Genomic DNA, 24682 nt, shown 5'->3' on the forward strand with positions numbered 1-24682 from the left:
GTCCCTCCCCACCGATGCGCCCCGCGACGGGGCCGACGGGCCCCTACGACAGGGGCCTATAGCAGAATAGCGCGTCGAGCACCACGATGTACCACGGCCGCTCCGTCGGCTCCTCGGGCTTGGGGTTCGTGGGGTCCGAGCCCTGGTTAGCGTCGTTTGGCGCCGACGGGGACGTGGCGGTGCTCTCCCCCTCGAAGGCATAGCCCTGCCTGCGGGCCTCGTCCTCCACGCCCTCGCGGGTCTGAAGGCGTTCAATGTCCTTGCCCAGGGCGTCGTTGTCGGCCGTGACGGAGGCGTAGCTCTCTGCGAGCTCGCCGGAGCGGCGCCAGGCCACGTAGTAGTCGCCGAGCGGGCCCCACACGGCGGCGACGAGGGCGAGGGCGACGGCGAGGACGACCAGGCCGCGGACGTGTCTTCGGGCGAAGTCCGCGCAGGTAGCAGGCGCGGAACGCACGATCTCGGCGAGCGGGCGCCTGGGGCGGGCCGCCTCGGCGCGACGGCGCTCCCGGACCTCCTCGCCATCGCCCGGACCGTCCGCGCCGGACTGCCCGCCGTCGCCGCGGGCGTCCGCCCCGCGGGCGATGGACCTGGCCGCAGCCCTCTCCCGACGGCGGCGTGGCCTGCCCTCAGCAGGCGCCCCTGCGCTGCGCTCGGCCCCGTCTTGGGTGCCGGGGCCCTCGGGCTTGCCAACCTCGGTCGCCGGCCCGGCGTCCGCGGTCCTCTCGGCGCCGGCGGCTTCCGCGGCCCTCTCGACCTTCTCGGCCTTCTCGGCGATCGGCGACCCCTCCGCGCCGGTGTCGGGGACGCCCTGGCGCCCGTCCGCGGGCGCGCCCTGGCGCCTCGGCGCGGGCTTCGCCTTCCTCGGCAGGTGCGGCAGCGAGAAGGCCCTGCTCCCCGCCCTCGGCGCGGAGCCGGTGGGGTCGGCGACCCTGCCGTCCTCCCCGATGCGCGGCAGCCGGGTCGTCACGTCCGCCGAGTCGTCGCGCCGGCCGGTGGGCGTGGCCCCTCGGCCCACGCGCTTGTGCGGCTTGGGCTGGGCCCCCTTGGTGGGGGCTGTCTCTCTGGGTGAGTTCATGTGCGCTTCGTTTCTGCCTGGCCTGCCGGCGCATCCGCCGTCGTCGATAGGCAACCCATTATGACAGACGGCCGCAGGCGCGCGCGAAGCCCCACAGGAGCTACGCGCGGCGCTCCTCGGCCTTGACCGCGTCCCAGAGCTCGTTCAGGCGGGCGCACGGGAGCGCCTCGAGGTCCTCGCCGGCCTCGCGCGCGAGTTCCTCCATCCTGGCCCAGCGGCGGCGAAACTTGCGGTTGGAGCGCTCGAGCGCCTCCTCGGCGTCGAAGTGCTGCATGCGAGCGACGTTGACCAGCGCGAACAGAAGGTCGCCGAACTCCTCGGACGCCTCCTCGCTGCCCGGCTCCTCGGCCTCGAACTCCGCGCGCTCCTCGGCCACCTTGTCCCAGACGCCCGAGACGTCCGGCCAGTCGAAGCCCGCCTTCGCGGCCCGCTTCGAGATCTTCTGGGCCTGCATGAGCGCCGGCAGCGACCGCGGTATGGAGTCGAGAAGCCCGCGCGGCCCGCCGCCCTCCCCCGCGGCAGCGCGCTCGGCCCTCTTGACCTCGTCCCAGATGCCCTCGACCTCGCCCGCGGTGCCCGCCGCGGGCGCAGCGTCCGCGGGTGCGGGCCCGAAGACGTGGGGGTGGCGGCGGATGAGCTTCTCGTCGAGGCCGCGGCAGACGTCGTCGACGTCGAAGGAGCCCTCGTCGTCGGCGATCTGCGCCTGCAGCAGGATCTGCTCGAGAAGGTCGCCGAGCTCCTCGCACAGATGCGCGTCGTCGCCCTCGGCGATGGCGTCCATGGCCTCGTAGGCCTCGCCGATGAGGTCGCGCGCGATGGACTCGTGGGTCTGCGCCCTGTCCCAGGGGCAGCCGTCGGGCTGGCGCAGCCGCCAGACCATGCGGACGACGCGCTCGAACTGCTCGTGGCGGCCGGGCGCGCCGGTGCGGGCGAGGGTCTGCCGGTCGATCCCCTCCGCCCGGAGCCCCATCGCCGTCGCCTCGGCGCCCGCGTCCTTCTCTACCTCGTCGTCTACCGCCATGCCAGCCTCCAAGGGTCCGCCTTCCGCTGCTCCGCCTAGCGGTCCTGTTGCTCCTCCGGGTAGGAGAAGCCCCAGTCGCGCCTCAGCCTCGTCATGAGCGCCATGACGTCGGCGGAGGTCTCGATCTGGGCCGCCGCCTCCTCGTCTCCCGCCACCGCGGCCTCGAGGTCGTCCGTCACGTAGCCGAGGGCGCGCTCGCGCTCGCCGGCGTGGACCTCCTCCACGCGGCCGTCCGCGGTCCAGACGACCTTCGCCGCGTCCGCGCGCGGGTACTCCATGACCTCGAGGTAGGCGGCGTCGGCGCTGACCATGGCCCGCTTCGGCTGTTTGGAGTGCAGGGTGAGCGAGAGGACCACCATCTGGCCCTCCGGGTTGCGCATGAGGATGCCGTCCGTCTCGTCCACGCCGGTCGGCGCCGGGTTCATGAGGCTCGCGAGCTCGGTGGGGCAGCTCTCGAGGAAGAGGCGCGCGAGCGTGATGGAGTAGACGCCGATGTCGAGCAGGGCGCCGCCCGCGAGGTTGGGGTTGAAGAAGCGGTTGCGCATGTCGTAGTCCTTGTAGGACCCGAAGTTCTCCTGCACGAGGTTGACGCGGCCGAAGTCGCCGGCCTGCGCACGGCGGCGGAGCTCCTTGTAGAGGGGCATGTGCAGGACCGTGCAGGCGTCCATCAGCTGCACGCCGCTCTTGGCGGCGAGCTCCCGGGCGCAGGCGAGCTCGTCGGAGTTGAGCGTGATGGACTTCTCGCACAGGACGTGCTTGCCGGCGGCGAGCGCCTGGCGCAGGTAGGTGATGTGCGTGTTGTGCGGAGTCGTGAGGTAGATCGCATCCACGTCGGGCGAGGCTATCAGCTCGTCGATCGTGTCGTAGACGCGGCGCACGCCGTAGCGCTCGCCGAAGGCCTGCGCCTTCTCGTGCGTGCGGTTGGCGACGCCGTCGAGGGCGCGCCCCTCGCGCGCGAGCGTCTGCGCCATCTCGTTGGCGATGACGCCGCAGCCGATCACGCCCCAGCGCAGGTGCGGCGCCCGCGCGCCGGCCTCGGACCCAGGTGCTCCTGCCATGCTCCTGCCTCCTTCGTCGCGATGCCGGCTCACCGGCACGTACGCGCGGGCGGCCGGACCCGTCCTTCTCCCCGTCGCCGCCCGTGCGCCCTACTCGTCCTCGTCGTCCCCGCCGACCTCCTCGAGCACGGCGAGGGCGCAGATGACCGGCCCCTCCTTGCCCGCGCTGAAGGGGTAGGCGAGCTTCTTGGTCTTGGGGTACACGATAGCGCGCCTCTGCTTGAGCTTGCGCGCGACGTCGCGCGGGACCTCGATCCCCTGGTACACGAGCCTGCCGCCGGTGAGCGAGACCGAGGTCACGCCCAGCCGGCCGCCGCGGATGCGGATGCGTGCGCGGTCGAGCAGGTTGCGGCCGGCCTCGGGCAGCGCGCCCCAGGAGTCCTCGAGGTCGCGCTGGAGGGCGTCGACGTCGGAGAGCTCCGTCGCCGCCGCGATCCTGCGGTAGGCGAGCACGCGCTTGTCGACCTCGGGCAGATACTCCTCGGCGAGGTAGAAGTCCGCGGGGAGGTTGATCGTGACCTCGGGCTGCTCCACGTCGCCCACCTCTCCGCGGGCCTCGGCGACGGCCTGGCCGAGCATCTGCGTGAAGAGGTCGAAGCCGACGCTCGAGAGGTTGCCGTGCTGCTCGGCGCCCACGAGCGAGCCCGCACCGCGGATCTCGAGGTCGCGCATGGCAATGCGCATGCCGCTGCCAAGCTCCTGGTACTCGTTGATGGCCGTCAGGCGCTCGGTGGCCTCCGGGGTGAGCGTGATCTCGCCGGGGAACATGAAGTAGGCGTACGCCTGCGTGCGCCCGCGGCCCACGCGACCCTTGAGCTGGTAGAGCTGCGCCAGGCCGAGGCGCTGCGAGTCCTCGATGATCAAGGTGTTGGTGTGCGGGTTGTCGATGCCGCTCTCGATGATGGTGGTCGCCACGAGGACGTCGACCTCGTGCTCCTCGAAGGCCATCATGACCTCCTCCACCTGGGAGGGGCTCATCTGGCCGTGCGCCACGCCCACGCGCGCCTCGGGGGCGGCCTCGCGCACGCGCTCGACCGCGTCCTCGATGGTGTTGACGCGGTTGCTCACGTAGTAGACCTGGCCCTTGCGGGCGAGCTCGTTGCGGATGGCGGCCGAGACCACGTCCTGGTTGTACTCCCCCACCACGACCTTCACGGGGAGCCTGCCGGGGGGCGGCGTCATGATCAGGCTCATGTCCCGCACGCCGCTCATGGCCATCTGCATGGTGCGCGGGATGGGGGTGGCCGACATGGTCAGCACGTCGACCTGCTCGCGCATGTTCTTGAGCTGCTCCTTGTGCTGGACGCCGAAGCGCTGCTCCTCGTCGATGATCACGAGGCCCAGGTCGTGGGGGTTCACGTCGGCGGAGAGCAGGCGGTGGGTGCCGATGAGGACGGCCACCTCGCCCTTCGCGAAGCCCTCGAGCGCGGCGCGCTGCTGGCCGGGCGTGGCGAAGCGCGAGAGCACCGCGACCTTGAGGTCGAACGGGGCGAAGCGGTCGAAGAAGGTCTCGTAGTGCTGCTCGGCCAGAATCGTGGTCGGGCAGAGCACCATGACCTGCCGCCCGTCCTGGCAGCACTTGAAGGCGGCACGCAGGGCGACCTCGGTCTTGCCGAAGCCGACGTCGCCGCAGAGCAGCCGGTCCATGGGCTTGGGGCGCTCCATGTCCTCCTTGATGTCGGCGAGGGCGCCCGCCTGGTCCGGCGTGAGGTCGTAGGGGAAGCTCGCCTCCATGTCCAGCTGCGCCGGCGTGTCCGGCGAGAAGGCGAAGCCCTGCACGGTGCTGCGCCTGGTGTAGAGGTCCACGAGGTCGAAGGCCAGCTTCTTGGCGCTCTTGCGCGCCCGCGAGGTCGCACGGCTCCAGTCGGCCGTGTTGAGGCGGGTGAGCCTGGGACTCGAGCCGTCGGGGCCCACGTAGCGCGTGATACGGTCTACCTGCTCGAGGGGGACGAAGAGCTTGTCGCCGTCGGCGTACTCCAGCAGGAAGTAGTCGCGCTCGCGCCCGCCCACCTCCTGGCGCACGATGTCCGAGAAGAGCGCGATGCCGTGCGTCGCGTGGACGACGTAGTCCCCCGGCTTGAAGGGGAAGGTCACGCTCGTGGGGTCGACCTTGCGGACGCGGTGGTGGCGCTTGGCCATGCGCGCGGTGAGGTCCGAGACGGACAGCACCCCCAGGTGCGCCGTGGGGACGACGACGCCTGCGGGCACCGGCGCGTCGAAGAAGGTGACCTCGCCCTTGGGGAGGGGCGCGGGCGTGCGCGCCGCCTCGCTGCCGAGCGGGTCGCGGTTCTCGGGGTCGCCCGCGAGCGACTCGGAGTAGGGGATGCCCTCGTCGGTCAGGGTGAGCTCGAGGGCCTCGCGCGCGCCGCGGTCGGGCACGGCGAAGGCCACGGCCGCCCCGTCCGCCAAGAGCCCGCGCAGGCGCGCGAGGAGCTTGGTGTCCGAGCCGGCGATGTCGGGCTGCTTGACGCGCATCTCCGCCGTGACGGTGCCGCCGGCGCGCAGGATGCTCTGGAGCGAGAGGCGCTGCTGCCTGCCGAAGTCGAGCTGCTGGGGCGGGGTGTAGAGGCCCTTGGGGTCCACGCGCGCCTTGTTGCAGGCCGAGACGATGTCGTCGTAGGCGTGCACGCAGTCGTCGAAGAGGGCGCGCGGCTCGGCGACCACCACGAGGGCGTCGGGCGCCACGAACTCGAGGGGCGAGGAGGTCTTGCCGTAGAGGGCGGGCAGGTAGCGGTCGACGGTCGGCGAGGAGGAGCGCTGCCGGATGAGCTCGAGGTCGGCCGCGACGGAGGTGCTCTCCTGCGCGGCGTTGAAGAGGGCGCGCTCCGCGAGCGCCACGGTCTTGTCCGTGAGGGCGAGCTCGCGGCAGGGGCCCACGGTGACGCTCGAGAGCTCGCCGATGGTCTGGCCGGTCGAGGCCACCATGCGCCTCACGCGGTCGATCTCGTCGCCGAAGAACTCGATCCTGACCGGCGAGGGTGCCTGCGCCGGGAAGACGTCGACCGCGTCGCCGTGCACGTGGAAGCCCCCGGGCTCGTCGGCCGAGCCCGCGTCGACGTAGCCCATGCCCACGAGCAGGCGCGGGACGTCCTCGAAGTCGACCTGGTCGCCTACGGAGAAGGTGCTCGAGGCGAAGTAGCCCGAGCCCTTGGGGGGCACGCGCCTGAGGAGCGAGCGCGCGCTCGCCACCACCACGCACCTCTCGCCGGCGGCGAGGCGCTCGACGGCACGGCAGCGCGCGCCGATGACGGCGTCGTCGACGGGCTTGTCGGACCACGGCCAGTCCTTGCGCTCGGGGTATCGCTGGACGGCCTCGATGCCGAGCCAGGCGGCGAGGTGGCGAGCCACGCGGTCGGCCGTCTCCTCCCCCGGCACCACGAGCAGGCAGGGCCTGGGGTCGTGCGCCCAGAGGGCGGCCACCACGAGGGGGCGGGCGCTCTGGGCGACGGCCAGGGAGGCGTCGTTGCCCTCGTGGAGCTCGTGCAGGAGGGGCAGGAGCTCGGGGGCCGTGAGAAGCTGCTGCGATACGCGGTCGATGAACAAGTCTTTCTCCCTAGCGACGGTTGTGCAGGCGGTCGGAGTCGCGGGCGAGCTCGGCGAGGAAGGTGCGGCTCGCCTCGACGGCGCCCTCGTCGGCCTGCCAGCTCCAGTTGCGCTCGGCGACGCCCGGCACGTTCATGCGCGCCGAGTCATCCAGGGCGAGCACGTCCTGCAGCGGCACCATGACCACGTCCGCGGGGCTCGCGAGGCACTTGCGCATCAGGTCGAAGTAGATGCGCTCGGGGTTCTCGCTCCCATAGCGCGACTTGACCCAGCCCAGCAGGGTCTGCGTGTCGTGGGTCGAGGTGTAGACCACCTTGTCCGGCGCGGGCTGGTAGCCCTGCTCGGGGTCGCCGTCGGAGAACAGCACGACGTCCATGCCGGGGAAGCCCGTGCTCGAGACCAAGAGGCGCACGGCCGGCGTCACGGTGCCGAGGTCCTCGCCGATGAACGGCAGCGGTCCCAGCTCCCTGCGGGCGACGTCGAAGAGGTCCTTGCCGGGTCCGAAGCGCCAGGCGCCCTCGGTGGCCTTGGCCCCCTCCGGGATGCAGTAGTAGCTCGAGAAGCCCAGGAAGTGGTCGAGGCGGACGTAGTCGTAGAGGTCCATCATGCGCCTGAAGCGCCTGACCCACCACTGGTAGCCGCCCCGCTCTAGGTCGGCCCAACGGTAGGTGGGGTTGCCCCAGAGCTGGCCGTCGGCGGCGAACTGGTCGGGCGGCGTGCCGGCGCGACCGGCCGCGTAGCCCTCGGGCGTGAGGTCGAAGGCGGAGCGCTCGGCCCACACGTCGGCGGAGTCGCCCGAGACGTACATGGGAATGTCGCCGATGATCTGGACGCCTCGGTCGTTGGCGTAGTTCTTGAGCCGGTGCCACTGGCAGTCGAAGACGTACTGGGTGCGGCGGTGCACCTCGAAGCTCGCGGCGAGCCTGGGGTCGCGGGAGAGCCTGGGCGAGTAGGACGCGAACTCCTTGGGCCACCGCTGCCAGGGCACGTCCTCCCCCACCTCCTCCTTGATGGCGCAGAAGGTGGCGTAGGGCCTCAGCCAGTCCTCGTTCTCCTCGCAGAAGCGCGCGTAGCCGCGGTCGGAGTCGAGGTCGGCCACGAGCTCGTCGAGCCTGGTCTGGAACCCCTCGATCAGGAGGGGGTTGCCGGCGAAGGCAGAGAGGCCGGCGTAGGGCGAGCCGAACTGGTCGGTCGGGTTGACCGGCAGGACCTGCCAGTAGGTCTGGCCGCAGTCCGCGAGGAAGTCCACGAACCGCTCGGCGGGCGCGCCGAGCGTACCGGGCGCGCCCGCGTTGGGGACGCTCGTCACATGGCAGAGCACGCCCATGCCGCGCTCCATCGGCCTCTGCAGGCGAACGCGGTCGTGGTAGTAAAGCACCGAGGTGCCGAGCGGCCACAGGAAGACCTGGCAGGTGCGGCCGTCCCCCGCGACCTTGGGGGCCTTGCCCTGGACGATGTCGTCCACCTGGGCGCCGTACATGGGCACCTCGACCGTCGCCGAGTCCTTGAGGCTCGCGTTGGCGAGGACGCAGACGGTCGTGTCGCCGTCGGTGCGGGTGAAGCCGAAGACGCTCTCCGTGAGCGCGAACGGCCTGAAGTCGCCCGTCTCGAAGACCTTGAGGGTCTTGCGGACCGCAATGGCGTTGCGGTAGATGGCGAGGCAGTCCTTGTCCTCCCTCCCCCAGGGGAAGGGGGCACGGTTGTACGGGTCGGTGTAGCCCTCGAGACCCGCCTCGTCGCCGTAGTAGACGCAGGGCACGCCCGGCAGCGTCATCTGCAGGAGGGCGGCCACCCACAGCCGGCTCACGGCGAGGCCGCGCTGCCCCGCGCTCATGCGGAAGTCGCGGCGCTGATCGTCGTTGAGGCTGTCGGCGTCGGGCGCGCCGAGCATGGTGAGGAGCCGCTCGCGGTCGTGGCTCCCGAGCAGGTTGAGCTCCTGGTAGAAGGCCTCCTCGGGGTAGTTCTCGCGCAGGGTCTCCAGGCTGTCGGCGAGCTGCTGGGCGCTGGCGCGCCCGCGCAGGTAGTCGAGGAGGGCGCCGCGCAGGGGGTAGTTCATGGTGCCGTCGAGCTCGGAGCCCTGCAGGTAGGCACGGAGCTTGCCGTAGCTCACCTTGTTGGTGGCGTCCTCCCAGACCTCGCCGATCACGACCGCGTCGTCCTTCTCGGCCAGCGCCGCGCGCTTGATGTCGGCGATGAAGTCGTCAGGCAGCTCGTCGGCGACGTCCAGGCGCCAGCCGCTCGCGCCGAGGCGCAGCCACTTGCGAACGACGCCGTTCTCGCCGCAGATGAACTCGCGGTAGCCCGGGTCCTCCTCGTTGACGTCGGGGAGGTCGTCGACGCCCCACCAGCTCACGTACTGGTCGCGCTCGTCGTCGGTGAAGTTGTACCAGCTCGCGTAGGGCGAGTCGGCGCTCTCGTAGGCGCCCTTCTCGGGGTAGTTGCCGTACTTGTTGAAGTAGCGCGAGTCGCAGCCGGTGTGGTTGAAGACGCCGTCGAGGATGATCGAGATGCCGTGGGCGCGCGCGTCCCGACACAGGCGGCGGAAGCTCTCCTCGTCGCCGAGCATGGGGTCGATCCGCATGTAGTCGGCGGTGTCGTAGCGGTGGTTGCTCGCCGCCTCGAAGATCGGGTTGAGGTAGATGACCGTGACGCCGAGGCCCTCGAGGTAGCCGAGCTTCTCGCGGACGCCCTCGAGGGTGCCGCCGTAGAAGTCCCACACCCTGATGCGGCCGAACTCGTCCTTGCGGTAGCTCGGCGGGGTGTTCCAGTCCGCCACGAGGTCGCGGCCGGGGCCGTTGCGCTTGGGACCGAGGGCGTCGCGCACGCGGCGCTCCCAGTCGGCGCCGCGATGGAAGCGGTCGGGGAAGATCTGGTAGACGATCCCGCGACGGTACCACTCGGGGACCACGTAGCGTGGGGTGTAGACCGTAATCTGGAACGAGGGGGGCTCCCCCATGGCGAAGGCGCCCTCGCCCACCTTGCACTCCTCGCGCGCGCCGTAGCGCCACACGGCGCCGTCGTCTGCGGTGAGGAGGAAGCTGTACCAGATGATCTCCGTCTTAGAGGGGGTGAAGCTCACCTCGAAGTGGACGTGGTCACCCTGCTCGGACCCCTCCATGTCGAGGAGGGTCTCCCCCTCGCCGTCGACCCAGAGCCTCAGCCGGGCCTTGGGGTCGCGCTCGTCCCAGACGTCGATGCCGAGCGTGATGGCCCCTCCGAGCTTGGCCGCCCCGAAGGGCCGGCGATAGGAGCTACACGAGGTACTGTGCTTTGCTCTCACTTGTTCCCCCTGACGTGGATGCCCCACGCGCGCGGCGACTCCCGCCTGACGCCTGGCCCCCCGGCTTCCGCGAGCGGGCAGGCCCCTCGCGCTGTCCTCGCGGCGGGGGAGCGCCCCGCGGCATCCAGAGCGGCACTCGGCCGCGATATTCTGATACATGACCATAACACGCGCGCGCCATAACACGTATCGCAATCGTTCACAAGCTCATTTTCGGCATAAGGCCAGCTATAGGCCAGAAAGCGGCCCTCTTGCGACGGGGCGCGGGAGAGTGGGCGCTAAGGGGACGGGTGCGGGCGGAGCGGGGCCCGCACGAAAAGGGGCCTCCCATCCCCGGCTCGCAAGAGCCCGCAGGATGGGAGGCCGCCTGTCGCGATGCCGCCGCGCCCGCCCCGTCGCCGAAGGGCGCGGGGCGCGCCCCGGTGCTAGCGGTCGCGCCGCTTGTTGTAGCGAATGACCTCCGGGTGCAGGTCGTGGTAGATGTCCATGTAGTCGTTGGCGGCGCGCCTCCAGGAGAAGTCCTCCTCCATGGCCTGGAGCTGGAGCTTGCGCCAGGAGTCCTCGTCGGTCCAGAAGAGCTCGCAGGCACCGAGCAGGCAGTCGGCCATCTCGTCGGCGTTCATGTTGGCGAAGCTGAAGCCGGTGCCCTCGCCGGTGTACTGGTTGTAGGGCTTGACGGAGTCCTGCAGGCCGCCGGTCTCGCGCACCACGGGCAGGGTGCCGTAGCGCATGGCGATCATCTGCGAGAGCCCGCACGGCTCGAACTCGGACGGCATCAGGAAGAGGTCGGCGCCCGCGTACATCCGGTGCGAGAGCGAGTTGTCGAAGGTGATGCGCGCCGCCATCTGGTCGCCGTACTTCCAGTCGAAGTACTTGAACGAGTCCTCGTAGTCCTTGTCGCCCGTGCCGAGCACGGCCACCTGGACGCCGCGGGACATGAGGGAGTTCATGGCGTAGCGGACGAGGTCGAGGCCCTTCTGCTTGGTCAGCCTGCCGACCATGGCGACGAGCGGCCGCGTCGGGTCCTGCTTGAGGCCGAGCTCCTCCTGCAGCGCGCGCTTGTCCTCCGCCTTGCCGTCGAGGTCCTGGGCGGAGTAGTTCTGCTGGAGCATGGGGTCGGTCTTGGGGTTCCACTCGGTCGTGTCTATGCCGTTCAGGATGCCCCTGAGCTGGCCCGCGCGGCGGCGGAAGATCGGGTCCATGCCCTCGCCGTAGAACGGCATCTGCAGCTCGTTGGCGTAGCTCGGGCTCACCGTGGTGATCAGGTCGGAGTAGAGCAGGGCGCCCTTCATGTAGCTGATCGCCTGCGGCGCACAGTAGAGCTGGTCGCGGGCGGCGGGCACGTCGGCGAGGCCGAGGACGTCGTTCAGGACCTTGTCGGAGAACTGACCCTGGAACTTGACGTTGTGAACGGTGAATACCGTCTTGACGTTCTGGCAGACCGGAAGCTGGTTGTAGAACTCGCGCAGGAACACGGGCGCCATGGCCGTCTGCCAGTCGTTGCAGTGCAGGACGTCGCAGGCGAGCTCAGGGACCTTCGCGATCGCCTCGCAGATGGCCTTCGAGAAGAACGCGAAGCGCTCACCGTCGTCGAAGTAGCCGTAGAGGCCGTCGCGCTTGAAGTAGGCCTCGTTGTCCACGAAGTAGAAGTCCAGCCCGCGATAGCTGAGCTTCTCGATCCCGCAGTAGACGCTGCGCCAGCTCAGCGGCACGTAGAAGTCAGCGACGTGCTTCATCTGCTCCAGGTACTCGCTGGGGATGCTGCCGTACTTGGGCATGATGACGGCGACCTTCGCGCCGGCGTGCTTGAGCGCGCGCGGGAGCGACCCCGCGACGTCGCCGAGGCCGCCGGTCTTCGCGAAGGGCACCGCCTCGGAGGCGGCGAACAGGATCTTGAGCTTTCTTCTTACGGAGTCTGCCATGATGGGGTCCCTACTCGCTGACCTTGCCCAGGACGAGGATGTCGTCGTTCGTCCCGCGCAGCTCGGTGCCGGGGGCGATGACGTTGCCGCGGTCGATGATGGCGTTGGTGACGAGCGCGCCCGCGCGGATTACGACGCCCTGCATCACGATCGAGTTGCGCACGGTCGCGCCGGTCTCGACGATGACGTCACGGCTGAGCACGGAGTCGGTGACGGAGCCGTAGATGCGGTCGCCGGCGGCCACGAGCGAGTTGGTGACGTGCGAGCCCGGCTCGTACTTGGCGGGGGCGTTGTCGTGCGCCTTCGTCTTGATGAAGCGCTCCTTCGGGGAGAGCTCCGCCAGGACCTTGGGGTTGAGCTGGTCCATGCTGGCGCGATAGTAGTGATCGGTGTCGAAGATCGCGGCGTAGTAGCCGTCGAAGTTGACGCACTGGACATTCAGGTGCCTGACCTCACCGGTCTCGACGAGCGCGCAGATGAGGTCCTTGTCCTCCATGGCGCTGAAGGTGTCGACGAGCTTGAGGAGCAGCTCGCGGTTGATGATCGCGAGGTCGAGGAAGCCGGTGTCGCCGAAGTCGACGCCGAACTTCTTGCCCACGACCTTGCCGTCCTCGATGGTGAGCCCGAGCACGCTCGGGTTGGCCTCGGCCATCTTGCGCGTGACGAGCGTGAGGTCGGCGCCGGAGCTTACGTGCTTCTCGAGCAGGGACTTGACGTCGGCGTTGAAGATGATGTTGCAGGTGGACAGGACCACGTAGTCCTCGCTGTTGCGCTCGAACAGCTGCCTGTTGAGCACGAGGTCGCGGACGAGGAAGCGGCCGCCCTGGCGGGAGGTCCCGAAGGGGGAGCCCGGCATCACGAACAGGCCGCCCTCCTTGCGGTCGAGGTCCCAGTCCTTGCCGGAGCCGACGTGGTCGATGAGGGAGCGGTAGTTGGGCGGCATGATCAGGCCGACGGTGCGGATGCCGGCGTTGACCATGTTGGAGAGCGGGAAGTCGACCAGGCGGAAGCGGCCGAGGAAGGGAAGGGAGGCAACGGGGCGGTTCTCGACGAGAACGCTCGGGGTGGCGATTCCATAGTTTGCGGTGATGAGACCCAGCGCCTTCTGCATCTCTACTCAGCCTCCTTCTCAATGACGTCGTCATCGCCGATGGCGATCGTCTCCTCCTTGGGGTCACCGAGGGTCGCGCCCTCCTTGACCACGGCGTTCGTTCCCAGCACGACGTTCACGACGGTGGCGCCGTCCTCAACGCGGGCGCCCGGGAAGAGCACGGAGTCGATGACGGTCGCGCGCTCGCCCACGTAGGCGTCGATGGAGACGACGGAGTGCTTGACGTGGCCCAGGATGGTGCAGCCGTTGGCGATCAGCGCGTCGTCGACGTCGGCGTAGTGGCCCACGTACGCGGGAGGCCTCGTCGAGGCGTTACTCATGATCGGCGCCTCGGTCGAGTACAGGTCGAACGCGGGCTGCTCGCCCAGGAGCTCCATGTTCGCCTCATGGAAGGAGGCGACGGTGCCTACGTCGCGCCAGTAGTCCTTGAACTGGTAGGTGTAGAGGCGCTTGCCGGCCGCCAGCAGCGTCGGGATGATGTTCTTGCCGAAGTCGTGCTCGGAGGAGGCATCCTGCGCGTCGGCCTCGAGCGTGCGGACGAGGAGGTCGGTGTTGAAGATGTAGATGCCCATGGAGGCGAGGTTGCTCTTGGGCTGGGCGGGCTTCTCCTCGAACTCGACGATGCGGCCCTCGTCGTCGCAGTTCATGATGCCGAAGCGGGAAGCCTCGGACCAGTCGACGGGCATGACGGCGACCGTCAGGTCGGCGTTGTTCTTCTTGTGCACCGCGAGCATCTCGCCGTAGTTCATGCGGTAGAGCTGGTCGCCGGACAGGATCAGCGTGTACTCGGGGTCCTGCTCCTCGAGGTAGCCGATGTTCTGCGTGATGGCGTCGGCCGTGCCCGCGTACCAGGCGCCGCCCTTCTGCGTGGCGTAGGGGGGAAGGATGGCCACGCCAGCACCGCGCTCGTCGAGGTCCCACGCCTCGCCCGTGCCGAGGTAGGAGTGAAGCAGGTACGGACGGTACTGGGTGAGCACGCCGACCGTGGTGATTCCGGAGTTCGCGCAGTTGGAGAGTACGAAGTCGATGATCCGGTACTTGCCGCCGAACGAGACCGCAGGCTTCGCGACCTTGTTGGTCAGGGCCTTGAGCCTGCTGCCCTGCCCTCCGGCAAGAAGCATCGCGACGCATTCCTTCTTGCTCATGCCTTCCCCTTTCTAGACGGACCGGCCGCAGGCCCGTGCCCCGGCCGGTCACCCCTACTTGCCAATATGCCAGATGTCCTCAGCGTACGAGCGGATGGTTCGGTCGCTCGAGAAGTAGCCCGCCTTGGCCGTGTTGTGCAGCGCCATGCGGTTCCAGAGGCGACGGTTGTCGTAGCCCGACATGAGCTCCTCCCAGGCCTGGACGTAGCCGTGGAAGTCCTTGAGGACGAGGTACTGGTCGTTGTTGACCATGAGCTCGTCGTGGACGCTCTCGAAGTTGCCCGAGAGGTGCGCGAGCGAGCCGTCCACCAGCATGTCGACCACGCGGCCGAGGCGGGCGCGGTCGGCGTTGTACTCGTTCCAGGCGAAGTAGCGCCCGCCCTCCTTGATGGCCTCGACCTCGTTGGCGCGCAGGCCGAAGATCTTGATGTTCTCCTCGCCAACGAGGTCGCAGATCTCGACGTTGGAGCCGTCGTAGGTGCCGAGCGTGATGGCGCCGTTCATCATGAACTTCATGTTGGAGGTGCCGGAGGCCTCGGTGCCCGCCGTGGAGATCTGCTCGGAGACCTCGGTCGCCGGGTAGATGATCTGCGCGTTGGAGACCGCGAAGTTGGGGATGAAGACGACCTTGATGCGGTCGCTGACGCGCGGGTCGTTATTGATCACGTCCGCGACGGAGTTGATGAGGCGGATGACCTCCTTGGCGAAGGTGTAGCTCTGCGCGGCCTTGCCGGAGAAGACGAAGGTGGTCGGCTGGGGCTCGAAGCCCTCGTTGATCATGCGGTTGTAGATGTCGAGCACCTTGAAGACGTTGAGCAGCTGGCGCTTGTAGGCGTGGAAGCGCTTGACCTGGGTGTCGAAGACGGTCGAGGTGTCGATGACCTCGCCCGTGACCTCCTTGACGTAGCGGGCCAGGCGCTCCTTCTCGGTCTGCTTGGCCTTGGCGAAGTCCTCCAGGAAGCCGTCGTCGCCCTCGAAGGCCGCGAGCTTCTCGAGCTCCATGGCGTCGTCGTACCACTTGTCGCCGATGGCCTGCGTGATGAGGCCCGAGAGGGCGCGGTTGGCGTTGCCGAGGAAGCGGCGGTGGGACACGCCGTTGGTCTTGTTGTTGAACTTCTCGGGCGTCAGCTTGTAGAAGTCGTGCAGGACGCTGTCCTCGATGATCTTGGTGTGCAGCGCGGAGACGCCGTTGACCGAGTGCGAGAAGATCACGGAGAGGTTGGCCATGCGGACCTGGCCGTCCCAGAGGATGGCCGTGTTCTTGAGGGCGTCGGACCAGTTGGAGCCGGTGCGCGGGAAGCCGTCGCGGTAGCGGCGGTCGATCTCCTCGATGATCATGTACAGGCGCGGCAGGAGGTTGCGGAAGGTGGAGATGGGCCACTTCTCGAGCGCCTCGGGCATCACCGTGTGGTTGGTGTAGGAGCAGGTCGCCCGCGCGATCCTGAAGGCCTCGTCGAAGTCCACGCGCTTCTCGTCCACGAGGATGCGCATGAGCTCGGGGCCGCACATGGCGGGGTGCGTGTCGTTGGTGTGGATGCTGACGTGCTCGGCGAGCTCGGACCACCTGTCGGCGCCGTACTCGCGCTCGTAGGTGCGCAGGATGCTCTGGAGGCCGGCGGAGACGAACAGGTACTCCTGCTTCAGTCGCAGCAGCCTGCCGTGCTCGCCCGCGTCGTTGGGGTACAGGATCGTGGAGATGGCCTGCACGTTGGCCCTGAAGGCGAACGCCTTGGTGTAGTCGCCCGCGTTGAAGGCGTCGAGGTCGAAGTTGTCCTTGGAGGGCTCGGCCTTCCAGAGGCGCAGCTCGTTGACCTTCTTGGCGCCGTAGCCGACGATGGGGACGTCGTAGGGGACGGCCTTCACGAACTCGCCGCCCTCCTGCGTGAACCAGAAGTAGCCGTTGTCCTCGTGACGGACGACCTGGCCGCCGAACTGCACGATAACGGCCGACTCGTTCTTGCGGCTCTCCCAGGGGTATCCGTGGGAGAGCCAGTCGTCCGTGCGCTCGACCTGGCGGCCGCCCACGATCTCCTGGCGGAAGAGGCCGTACTGGTAGCGCATGCCGTTACCGTTGCCGGCGATGCCCTCGTGGGCCATGGAGTCCAGGAAGCAGGCGGCGAGGCGCCCGAGGCCACCGTTGCCGAGGCCGGGGTCGGCCTCCTGCCTGCACAGCGTCTCGAGGTCGTCGCCCATGTCCTTCAGGGCCTCATCGACCAGGTCGCGCACGCCGTAGTTGAGCAGGTAGTTGTCCAGGAGGGGACCGAGGAGGAACTCGAGGGAGAAGTAGTAGACGCGCTTCTCGCCCTTGACGTGGGTCTTGAGCCCGGTCTGGCGCGCCTTGTCGGCGATCAGCTTGGCGAGGCAGAAGAAGCGCTCGTGCTCGTTGAGGTCCTCGAACTCCTTGCCGAGCTGGGTCTTGCACCTGTCGCGGTACTGCTCGACGAAGTCCTGTTTGTCCTTGAAGATCCCGGTCTTGTTCTGCATATGTTTCCTTTTTTGTCGAGGGACAGGACAAGCGAATGGTAGAACACTTTCGGCCGGCGCGGCGTCGCCGCAAGAGTCGACACCGATGACTTTACGCGGCGCCACCGTGCGCTACTTGGTCCTCCTCCTCGCGGGCTGCGTGCCCTTGGCCGCCGACTTGCGCGCCCGGGGCTTCGCTGCCGGCTTGGCCTTCGTCGCCCGGGGCTTCTCGGCCTTGGGCGCGGCCGGCTTGCTCGCCGCGTCCGCCTTGGGCTTCGCGGCCGGCTTGGGCTTCGCGGCCGGCTTGGCCTTCGCCGCCGCCGGCTTGCGCACGGCCTTCTTGGTCTTGGGCGGCAGGTCAGCCACGCGCTTGAACACCACGCCTCCCAGCGGGGGCACGCGCACGTCGATCGACTGCTCGCGCAGGTTCCACGGGTGCTTGTCGTCCGAGGCGAACCTCGTCTCGCCGTTGGTGACGCCGGAGCCGCCGAACTCGGTCGCGTCGGAGTTGAAGACCTCCTGGTAGACGCCCGGCCTGTTGACGCCGATGCGGTACTCCTCGTAGCCGTTGACGTCGAAGTTGAGCAGGACGTAGAGGTCGTCGGCGGGGTCGTCCCCGTGCCTCACGAACGATACGATCGACTGCTCGGAGTTGTTGGCGTCGATCCACTCGAAGCCGTCGCTCGTGTACGCGCGCTCGAAGAGCGCGGGGTTCTCGCTGTAGAACCTGTTGAGGGCAGCGACGTAGTGGCGGTGCTTGCGGTGGGTCTCGTACTCGTCGCACAGGAAGTACTGGATGCCCTCGTAGTAGCGCCACTCGATGTACTGGCCGATCTCGTTACCCATGAAGTTGAGCTTGGCGCCGGGGTGCGTCATCTGGTAGAGGGCCAGCGAGCGCAGGCCGGCGAACTGGCGCCACTGGTCGCCCGGCTGGCGCACGATCAGCGAGCACTTGCCGTGCACGACCTCGTCGTGGCTGAGCGGCAGCACGAAGTTCTCGTTGAACGCATACATGATCGAGAAGGTCAGGAGCCCGTGGTTGCCCGGGCGGTACGGAAAGTCGGTCTGCATGTAGTGCAGGGTATCGTTCATCCAGCCCATGTCCCACTTGTAGTTGAAGCCCAGGCCGCCGTTCTCGGGCGGGTAGGTGACGAGGGGCCACGCCGTGGACTCCTCGGCGATCATCATGACGTCGGGGTCGTAGGACTCGACGACCTTGTTGCACTGCTGGATGAACCTGATGGAGACGAAGTCCTCCTCCGTGCCCTTCTCGTTGAACTTCTTCTGGGCGGGGTCGTCCACGCCGAAGTTGAGGTAGAGCATCGAGGTGACGCCGTCCATGCGGATGCCGTCGGCGTGGTAGCAGTCGACCCAGTAGAGCAGGTTGGAGATGAGGAAGGTGCGCACCTCGCCGCGCTCGTAGTTGAACTTGTACGTGCCCCAGTTGGGGTGCTCCTCCTTCTCGTAGAGCTTGGTGCCGTTGAAGTGGACGAGGCCCTGCTCGTCGCGGCAGAATCCTCCGGGGACCCAATCCAGGATCACGCCGATGCCGGCCTGGTGGCAGGCGTCGACGAAGTGCATGAACTGCCTCGGCTCGCCGAAGCGCGAGGTCGGCGCGAAGTAGCCGGTCACCTGGTAGCCCCAGGAGCCGTCGAAGGGGTGCTCCATGACGGGGAGCAGCTCGATGTGGGAGTAGCCCATCTGCTTGACGTAGTCCACCAGCTCGACGGAGAGGTCGTCGTAGGTGAGGTAGGAGCCGGAGGTCTCGTCGGTGTTGGCCTCGCCGATCCCCGAGAGGCCGTCGTCGTGGCGCTTCCAGGAGCCGAGGTGCACCTCGAAGATGTTGAGCGGGCGCTTCATGTGGGAGGTCGCCTTGCGCTGCTCGAGCCACCCGGCGTCGCCCCACTCGTAGCCCTCCACCTCGGCCGTGCGCGACGCAGTGCCCGGGATCTTCTCGGACATGAACGCGTAGGGGTCGGCCTTGTAGAGGAGGTCGCCCGCACGGGTCTCTATCAGGTACTTGTAGAGCTGGCCGGGCTTGACGCCGGGGACGAAGCCGTACCACACGCCGCCCACCGGCGTGCGCGTCAGCCTGTCCGCCTCGGGGTCCCAGTCGTTGAACTCGCCCGTGACTGAGACGCCCTTGACGTCCGGCGCCCAGACGGCGAAGAGGTAGCCCTCCTGCCCGTCCCTGTGGCAGGGATGCGCACCGAGCTTCTCGTAGCTGCGGTACCAGCTTCCCTCGGCAAGGAAGTACAGGTCGTCGCTCGTGATGAGCAAGTTCTCAATGGGTGCGCTCATGTCGCCCTCCCGTCGGGACCCAGTCCCTTGAGTTCCTTGGCCAACCCCATCCCAGAGCGCCGCGGGAGCCCGCGGCAGGGACCGACGCACCCGCGCGGAGAGGCGGGTGCTCGATAATCCTCTTCATCTTATTTCAAACAGTTGTTGAGGAGGAGCCAAGACCGGAAACGATTCCATACGGCCCGCGGGCAGGCGCCTCCACCGCCACCCCACCGCCATGCGCTATCATGACTTGATTTGGTTTGAAGCCCGTCGAGAGCGGGCCGGAGGGATGGTCTCGATGCCGAGGGAGTCGAAGGCGCGCAAGCGCGAGCGGGCGGTCGAGGTGTGCCGCCGCATGGGCGAGCTCTACCCGCATGCCGAGCCTCAGCTCGACTTCTCCAACCCCTTCACCACGGTCGTCTCGGTCATGCTGTCCGCCCAGACGACGGACGCCTCCGTGAACCGCGTCACGCCCGAGCTCTTCCGGCGCTGGCCGGACGCCCGGAGCATGGCCCAGGCCTCGCCTGCGGAGGTGGCGGAGGTCATCCGCACGCTCGGGTTCTGGAAGTCGAAGTCTGCGCACTGCGTGGGCATCGCGCAGATGATCGTGAGCGACTTCGCGGGCGAGGTGCCGCACACCATGGAGGAGCTCACGCGCCTGCCCGGCGTCGGCCGTAAGACCGCCAACATCGTGCTCAACAAGAGCTTCGGGATCGTCGACGGCATCGCCGTGGACACCCACGTCTACCGCATCGCCACGCGGCTGCGCCTTACCAGCGCACCCACGCCGCTCGAGGCCGAGAAGGACCTGCTCTCCCTGCTCCCCCGCGAGCTGTGGGAGGACGTCAACTCCCAGTGGATTCTCTTCGGGCGGCAGGTCTGCACCTCCCGGGCGCCCAAGTGCGAGGGGTGCCCGCTCGCCGACCTCTGCCCGAGTGTGGGCAAGAACGTGCACGTGAACGGCAAGGGCAACGGCCGGGCGCGGTCTGGCGCCAAGAGGGACGCGGGGTCGCAGGCGAAGTCGGGCTCCGGGGCGCGAGCGGGGTCGCGGGCGCGATAGGCCCCGAGGCGGGACGCGGACAGGCCGGCACGGCCGGCACCGGTGCGGAGAAGGGCGGCGCGCACGGGATCGCCTGTGCGCGCCGCCCCCTTGCGGCTATGGCGGACCCTACGCCCGGCCGGCGCGGCCGGCAAGGGCCGTACCGCCGGCGGGCGCGCCGTCCTTCTCCCCTACGCCTTGGCGAGCGCCTGGTCGAGGTCGGCGATGATGTCTTCCACGTCCTCGATGCCGACGGAGAGGCGCACGAGGTCCTCGGAGAGGTGGGCGGCCTCGAGCTGGGCGGCCGTGAGCTGGGAGTGCGTGGTGGACGCCGGGTGGATGATGAGGGACTTGGCGTCGCCGACGTTGGCGAGGTGCGTGAAGAGCCTGACGTTGTCGACGACCTTGAGGCCGGCTTCGCGGCCGCCCTTGACGCCGAAGACCACCACGCCGCCGAAGCCGTGCTGCAGGATGCGGCTCGCCACCTCGTGGCTCGGGTCGTCCTCGAGGCCGGAGTAGCGCACCCAGCTGACCTTGGGGTTGCTCTTGAGGTAGTTGGCCACGGCGAGCGCGTTGTCGGAGTGGCGCTGGACGCGCAGGGACAGGTCCTCGATGCCGAGGCCGATGAGCTGGGCGGCATACGGGGAGAGCGTCGGCCCGAAGTCGCGGAGCTTGTTGGCGAGCACGCGCGTCGCGAAGGGCGCGGCGGGGGCGGCGTCAGCGAAGACGAGGCCGTGGTAGGAGGGGTCGGGCTTGGCAAGGGTGTGCCACTTCTCCGGGTCCTGCTTCCAGTCGAACCTGCCGGTGTCCACGACGGCGCCGCCCAGGGTGGCGCCGTGGCCGCCGATCCACTTGGTCAGCGACTCGATGACGACGGCGGCGCCATCCTCGGCCGGGCGGTACAGGTAGGGCGTCGCGAAGGTGTTGTCCACGAAGACGGGCACGGGCGAGGGCAGGGAGTTGGCGGCCTCGACGATGGCGGGGACGTCGGCGACGTCCACGAGGGGGTTGCCGATGGTCTCGACGTACCAGAGCTTGGTCTTGGGCGTGGTCGCGGCGACGAAGGCGTCGATGTCGTTGTTCTCGACGAAGGTGGTCTTGACGCCGAGGTCGCCGAGGGTGTGCAGGAAGATGTTCCAGGTGCCGCCGTACAGCGAGTCGGAGGCGACGATCTCGTCGCCCGCGCCCACGAGGTTGGTGAGGGCGAGGATCTCGGCCGCGTGGCCCGAGGCGACGGCCACGGCACCGGTGGCGCCCTCGACGGCGGCGATGCGGGCGGCGACCGCGTCGGTCGTCGTGTTCGTCAGGCGGCCGTACACGTTGCCGGGGCGGGAGAGGGCGAACTTGGCGGCGCCGTCCTCGGCGTCCTTGAACTCGAAGGCGGCGGAGGCGTAGATGGGGAGGGCAGCCGAGCCGGTGGTGGGGTCGGGCGACCAGCCCGCATGCACCTGGAGGGTGTTGAAGTGCTTGGAGGGGTCCTGCGCGAAGGTGGGGTCGAGTTCGAAGGCCATGTCCTGCTCCTTGTTCTGCTTGGTGGCGATGCCTCTGTGATATCGCCCGAGTTGATATCTGCGCGGTTAGGGTCTCGCCCGAACCCGTGAGAAGACCTTCTCCTCACGCGCCCGGGCTACGGCATCTGCCTGCCCGTTTCTGGTTGATATGTCTTCTGCGTCTTCATGGGTCGTTACTATAGGCGCTCGCAGCGTCCGAGGGAAGCCTTGTGGTTGCACCAAGTATCGCCACTTGGCTATCTGTTTTACCGTTAACTGCGGGGTCGCTCGGCCGCGATGTTAAGGAAGCCGAAAGGTTGAGGACAGGCCAGCGACAGGCTCGTGCGCGATGCTCTCATCGAAGCGTGTGCGACAGGGACCGGGGGCGCGATGCGCCCCCTCGAGAGAGGAGCGTCTGGTATGTCTGGATGGAGCAGGGAGGACCTCAAGGCACATGGCAAGGAGGCCCTCAGGCACAACTACTGGAAGTCGGTGTTCGTGGCCTTCGTGCTGGGCGTCGTCGTGTTCGCGGGAGGCGGCGCGGGGCGGGCGGCCGGCCCGGGCGGCTGGCGCTACACCTCGCCGGAGGCTGCCGCGGAGGCGGCCGCGACGAGCGCGGTCGACTGGGAGGGCGGGAGCCAGGCCGACCCCTACGCCACCGAGGGCTACGCGTACGACCCCTCCGAGGCAGACGCCACGGACGAGGTGCTCGCCCCCCACGTCCCGTACCTGACCACCGTCGCGGTCGTCGGCATCCTGGCGGGCGTGGCGCTCGTCGTCGGGGCCGTGGGCATCCTCCTCGGCGTCTTCCTCTTCCTGCCGCTCGAGGTCGGCGCCCGTCACTTCTTCGTCTCGAACCTGAGCGGCCCGGGCCGCGTCCAGGAGCTCCTCTGGGCGTTCGACAGCAACTACCTCAACATCGTGAAGGTCATGTTCCTGCGCGACCTCAAGCTCTTCGCCTGGACGCTCCTGTTCGTCGTCCCCGGCATCGTTAAGTACTACGAGTACCGCATGATCCCCTACCTGCTCGCGGAGGACCCCACCCTGGACTGCGACGCCGCGACCGCCGAGAGCCGCAGGATGATGGACGGCAACAAGTGGGGCGCCTTCGTCCTCGACCTCTCCTTCCTCGGCTGGAAGCTCCTCTCCTGCCTGACGCTCGGCCTGGTGGGCACGTTCTACTCCAGGCCCTACCAGGAGGGCGTCAACGCCGCTCTCTTCGAGGCCCTGCGCTACGGCGACAACCCCACCCCCACCCTGCCCGGCGGGCCCCAAGACCCACTCGCCGAGTAGGCTAGGGCCCCGGGGGATACCATCATCCCTAGGCAACCCGACAAGAATCCAACGAGGCGGGGCGGCCCAGCCGCCCCGCACCACAGGGGGACCACATGGGTTACGTGCTCATCGCAGACGACGACGCCTCCATCCGCGACGTCGTCCGCCTCTACCTCGAGGACGCCGGGTACGAGGTCCGCGAGGCCGCGGACGGCAGACAGGCGGTCGGCCGCGTCGCCGACGGCGGCGTCGACCTCATTCTTCTCGACATCATGATGCCCGTGCTCGACGGCTACGGCGCCCTGCGCGAGATCCGGCGCACCAGCAACGTCCCCGTCATCCTCCTGAGCGCTAAGGGGCAGGACCCCGACAAGATCCTGGGCCTCAACCTCGGTGCAGACGACTACCTCGCCAAGCCCTTCAACCCCCTCGAGGTGGTGGCCCGCGTAGGGGCGGCCATCAGGCGCTACACGAGGCTCGGCTCCTCCGTCGCGGGCGGCGCGGCGGCCGGCGCGCCCCAGCTCAGGGTGGGCGAGCTCACCCTTTCGCCCGACGAGGCGACGCTCACCCTCGACGGGACGCCCGTCCCGCTCACCCCCGTCGAGCTTAGGATCATGGAGCTCCTGATGGCGCACCCCGGCAGGGTCTACACCAAGCGTCAGATCTTCGACTACGCCTGGCAGCAGGAGTTCGCGGGCGCGGACAACAGCGTGATGGTCTCGATCTCCAAGCTGCGCGCCAAGCTCGGAGGCGAGCCTCAGCGCCACATCCAGACCGTCCGTGGCATCGGGTACAGGATCGTGCCATGAGCGGCGCCGGGACCGAAGGGGGGATCGGCCCCCAGCCCATGAGCGACCTCAAGGGCTACCTCGTGAAGGCCTTCCTCGTCACCTGCGCCCTCACCGCGCTGGCGGAGGTCGCCGTCTTCCAGGTCGAGGACCGCCTCCTCGCCCCGGTTGCGTCGGCGCTCGTCTCCTCGGTCGGAAGCGAAGTCGCGCAGGAATCCGCCCTCGGGCTCATCTCGCGCCTGCCGCGCCTCCTGGCCGAGCTCGTCCTCGGGTCCCAAGGGCCTTCCGATGCCCTCCGGCCGGAGGCGGACGGCCTCGTCGCCCTCCTGCTGCTCATGCAGGCGCTGGTACTCCTTCCCATCGTGGTCGCAGCCGTCGTCTTCGCGTTCCTCGTGGACGGAAGGGTCAGGGCCGTCCAGGAGGCCTTCGCGCGCGAGCGCCGGCGCGAGGAGCAGGAGCGCAACCTCGTCGTGGCGGATCTGGCCCACGACCTCCGCACGCCCGTCACCTCTATCGCCGCCCTCTCTCAGGCCCTCGCGGACGACGTGGTCAGCGAGCCGGAGAGGCGACGGGAGTACCTCCGGACCATCTCGCACAAGGCCCTGGCCGTCGGGGACATGGTGAATCTGCTCGTGGAGTACGCGCAGCTCGACAGCGAGGGCTTCCGCCTCGAGCGACGTCGCTGCGACCTCGCGGAGCTCCTCCTGGAGGTCGCGGCGGAGGCCTACGCGGACGCCGAGCGCGAGGGGGTGCTCGTCGTGGCGGACGTTCCGGAGCGCCCCTGCCCCATCCTCGCCGACCCGACGCAGCTCGCGCGCGTCTTCTCCAACCTCGTGGCCAACGCCGTCAGGCACAACCCGTGCGGGACGACCGTCGCCGTCTCGCTCGAGCGCAGGGGCACCGTCGCCCTGGCGAGCGTCGCCGACACCGGGACGCCCCTCCCCGAGCCCACCTCGGAGCTTCTGAGGCCCTTCTCGCGCGGCGACTCCTCACGCTCCACCAAGGGCTTCGGCCTGGGGCTGTCCGTCGCCAAGCGCATCAGCGACAAGCACGGCTTCGGGTTCGCCCTGCGGCAGCCCGCGGGCGCCTACACCAAGGCCTTCGTCGTCTCCTGCCCCATCCTCGAGGAGGGGTAGCTCGCCGAGAAAGGGGCGCCCGTCCCGGATGACCGAGAAGGGCGCCCCTCGTC

15 protein-coding genes are annotated in these 24682 nt (G+C 68.8%); 4 read left to right on the forward strand and 11 right to left on the reverse strand.

The window, feature by feature from the left end:
- Positions 1-43: 43 nt before the first annotated feature.
- From VXJ25_RS05730 to glgB, 10 genes are all read right to left on the reverse strand, one after another.
- Positions 44-1075: a hypothetical protein gene (locus tag VXJ25_RS05730; protein WP_330958258.1), complete on the reverse strand. Its 1032-nt coding sequence runs from the start codon at positions 1073-1075 to the stop codon at positions 44-46.
- Between the two features lie 100 nt (positions 1076-1175).
- Positions 1176-2096, reverse strand: coding sequence for a nucleoside triphosphate pyrophosphohydrolase (gene mazG / locus VXJ25_RS05735; protein ID WP_330958259.1), 921 nt, complete (start codon positions 2094-2096; stop codon positions 1176-1178).
- A gap of 35 nt (positions 2097-2131) precedes the next feature.
- Positions 2132-3154 carry a Gfo/Idh/MocA family protein gene (locus tag VXJ25_RS05740; RefSeq protein WP_330958260.1) on the reverse strand — a complete coding sequence of 341 codons (1023 nt, stop codon included), beginning with the start codon at positions 3152-3154 and terminating at the stop codon, positions 2132-2134.
- Positions 3155-3244: 90 nt separating this feature from the next.
- Positions 3245-6697: a transcription-repair coupling factor gene (gene mfd / locus VXJ25_RS05745; protein WP_330958261.1), complete on the reverse strand. Its 3453-nt coding sequence runs from the start codon at positions 6695-6697 to the stop codon at positions 3245-3247.
- 10 nt (positions 6698-6707) lie between these two features.
- Positions 6708-9977, reverse strand: a complete 3270-nt coding sequence (locus tag VXJ25_RS05750; RefSeq protein ID WP_330958262.1) for a 4-alpha-glucanotransferase — start codon at positions 9975-9977, stop codon at positions 6708-6710.
- A gap of 425 nt (positions 9978-10402) precedes the next feature.
- Positions 10403-11899 carry a glycogen synthase GlgA gene (glgA, locus tag VXJ25_RS05755; protein ID WP_330958263.1) on the reverse strand — a complete coding sequence of 499 codons (1497 nt, stop codon included), beginning with the start codon at positions 11897-11899 and terminating at the stop codon, positions 10403-10405.
- A gap of 10 nt (positions 11900-11909) precedes the next feature.
- Positions 11910-13010 carry a glucose-1-phosphate adenylyltransferase subunit GlgD gene (glgD, locus tag VXJ25_RS05760; RefSeq protein ID WP_330958264.1) on the reverse strand — a complete coding sequence of 367 codons (1101 nt, stop codon included), beginning with the start codon at positions 13008-13010 and terminating at the stop codon, positions 11910-11912.
- Positions 13011-13012: 2 nt separating this feature from the next.
- Complete coding sequence (locus tag VXJ25_RS05765; RefSeq protein ID WP_330958265.1) at positions 13013-14155, reverse strand: glucose-1-phosphate adenylyltransferase; 1143 nt, start codon at positions 14153-14155, stop codon at positions 13013-13015.
- A gap of 54 nt (positions 14156-14209) precedes the next feature.
- Positions 14210-16639, reverse strand: a complete 2430-nt coding sequence (locus VXJ25_RS05770; protein WP_330958266.1) for a glycogen/starch/alpha-glucan phosphorylase — start codon at positions 16637-16639, stop codon at positions 14210-14212.
- Between the two features lie 111 nt (positions 16640-16750).
- Entirely contained in the window at positions 16751-18919 is a 2169-nt protein-coding gene (glgB, locus tag VXJ25_RS05775) for a 1,4-alpha-glucan branching protein GlgB (protein WP_330958267.1), read from the reverse strand.
- Positions 18920-19199: 280 nt separating this feature from the next.
- Between glgB and nth the strand changes: the two genes are divergently transcribed.
- On the forward strand, positions 19200-19961 hold the full coding sequence (gene nth / locus VXJ25_RS05780; RefSeq protein ID WP_330958268.1) for an endonuclease III: 762 nt from the start codon (positions 19200-19202) through the stop codon (positions 19959-19961).
- Between the two features lie 170 nt (positions 19962-20131).
- Here nth and VXJ25_RS05785 read toward each other — a convergent pair whose 3' ends face one another.
- Entirely contained in the window at positions 20132-21451 is a 1320-nt protein-coding gene (locus VXJ25_RS05785) for an O-acetylhomoserine aminocarboxypropyltransferase/cysteine synthase family protein (RefSeq protein ID WP_330958269.1), read from the reverse strand.
- 399 nt (positions 21452-21850) lie between these two features.
- On the opposite strand from VXJ25_RS05785, the gene VXJ25_RS05790 reads away from it, so the two are divergent.
- The 3 genes from VXJ25_RS05790 (at position 21851) to VXJ25_RS05800 (ending at position 24629) form a co-directional block, all read left to right on the forward strand.
- Positions 21851-22723 carry a DUF975 family protein gene (locus VXJ25_RS05790; protein ID WP_330958270.1) on the forward strand — a complete coding sequence of 291 codons (873 nt, stop codon included), beginning with the start codon at positions 21851-21853 and terminating at the stop codon, positions 22721-22723.
- Positions 22724-22818: 95 nt separating this feature from the next.
- Positions 22819-23514: a response regulator transcription factor gene (locus VXJ25_RS05795; protein WP_330958271.1), complete on the forward strand. Its 696-nt coding sequence runs from the start codon at positions 22819-22821 to the stop codon at positions 23512-23514.
- Positions 23511-24629 (forward strand): sensor histidine kinase, encoded by a 1119-nt coding sequence (locus VXJ25_RS05800; RefSeq protein ID WP_330958272.1) that lies wholly within the window; start codon positions 23511-23513, stop codon positions 24627-24629. Before VXJ25_RS05795 ends, VXJ25_RS05800 begins: the two co-directional genes overlap by 4 nt.
- Positions 24630-24682: the final 53 nt, after the last annotated feature.

Origin of the sequence: Olsenella absiana, from assembly GCF_036408855.1 — a bacterium.
GTDB classification, from domain to species: domain Bacteria; phylum Actinomycetota; class Coriobacteriia; order Coriobacteriales; family Atopobiaceae; genus Olsenella_K; species Olsenella_K absiana.

Bases quoted from the DNA above. Each gene is read 5' to 3' on its own strand.
- nth (WP_330958268.1), top strand. From the start codon at position 19,200: ATGCCGAGGGAGTCGAAGGCGCGCAAGCGCGAGCGGGCGGTCGAGGTG.
- VXJ25_RS05800 (WP_330958272.1), top strand. From the start codon at position 23,511: ATGAGCGGCGCCGGGACCGAAGGGGGGATCGGCCCCCAGCCCATGAGC.
- VXJ25_RS05790 (WP_330958270.1), top strand. From the start codon at position 21,851: ATGTCTGGATGGAGCAGGGAGGACCTCAAGGCACATGGCAAGGAGGCC.
- VXJ25_RS05785 (WP_330958269.1), bottom strand. From the start codon at position 21,451: ATGGCCTTCGAACTCGACCCCACCTTCGCGCAGGACCCCTCCAAGCAC.
- VXJ25_RS05730 (WP_330958258.1), bottom strand. From the start codon at position 1,075: ATGAACTCACCCAGAGAGACAGCCCCCACCAAGGGGGCCCAGCCCAAG.
- VXJ25_RS05795 (WP_330958271.1), top strand. From the start codon at position 22,819: ATGGGTTACGTGCTCATCGCAGACGACGACGCCTCCATCCGCGACGTC.
- glgD (WP_330958264.1), bottom strand. From the start codon at position 13,010: ATGCAGAAGGCGCTGGGTCTCATCACCGCAAACTATGGAATCGCCACC.
- VXJ25_RS05770 (WP_330958266.1), bottom strand. From the start codon at position 16,639: ATGCAGAACAAGACCGGGATCTTCAAGGACAAACAGGACTTCGTCGAG.
- VXJ25_RS05740 (WP_330958260.1), bottom strand. From the start codon at position 3,154: ATGGCAGGAGCACCTGGGTCCGAGGCCGGCGCGCGGGCGCCGCACCTG.
- glgA (WP_330958263.1), bottom strand. From the start codon at position 11,899: ATGGCAGACTCCGTAAGAAGAAAGCTCAAGATCCTGTTCGCCGCCTCC.
- glgB (WP_330958267.1), bottom strand. From the start codon at position 18,919: ATGAGCGCACCCATTGAGAACTTGCTCATCACGAGCGACGACCTGTAC.
- mazG (WP_330958259.1), bottom strand. From the start codon at position 2,096: ATGGCGGTAGACGACGAGGTAGAGAAGGACGCGGGCGCCGAGGCGACG.
- VXJ25_RS05765 (WP_330958265.1), bottom strand. From the start codon at position 14,155: ATGAGCAAGAAGGAATGCGTCGCGATGCTTCTTGCCGGAGGGCAGGGC.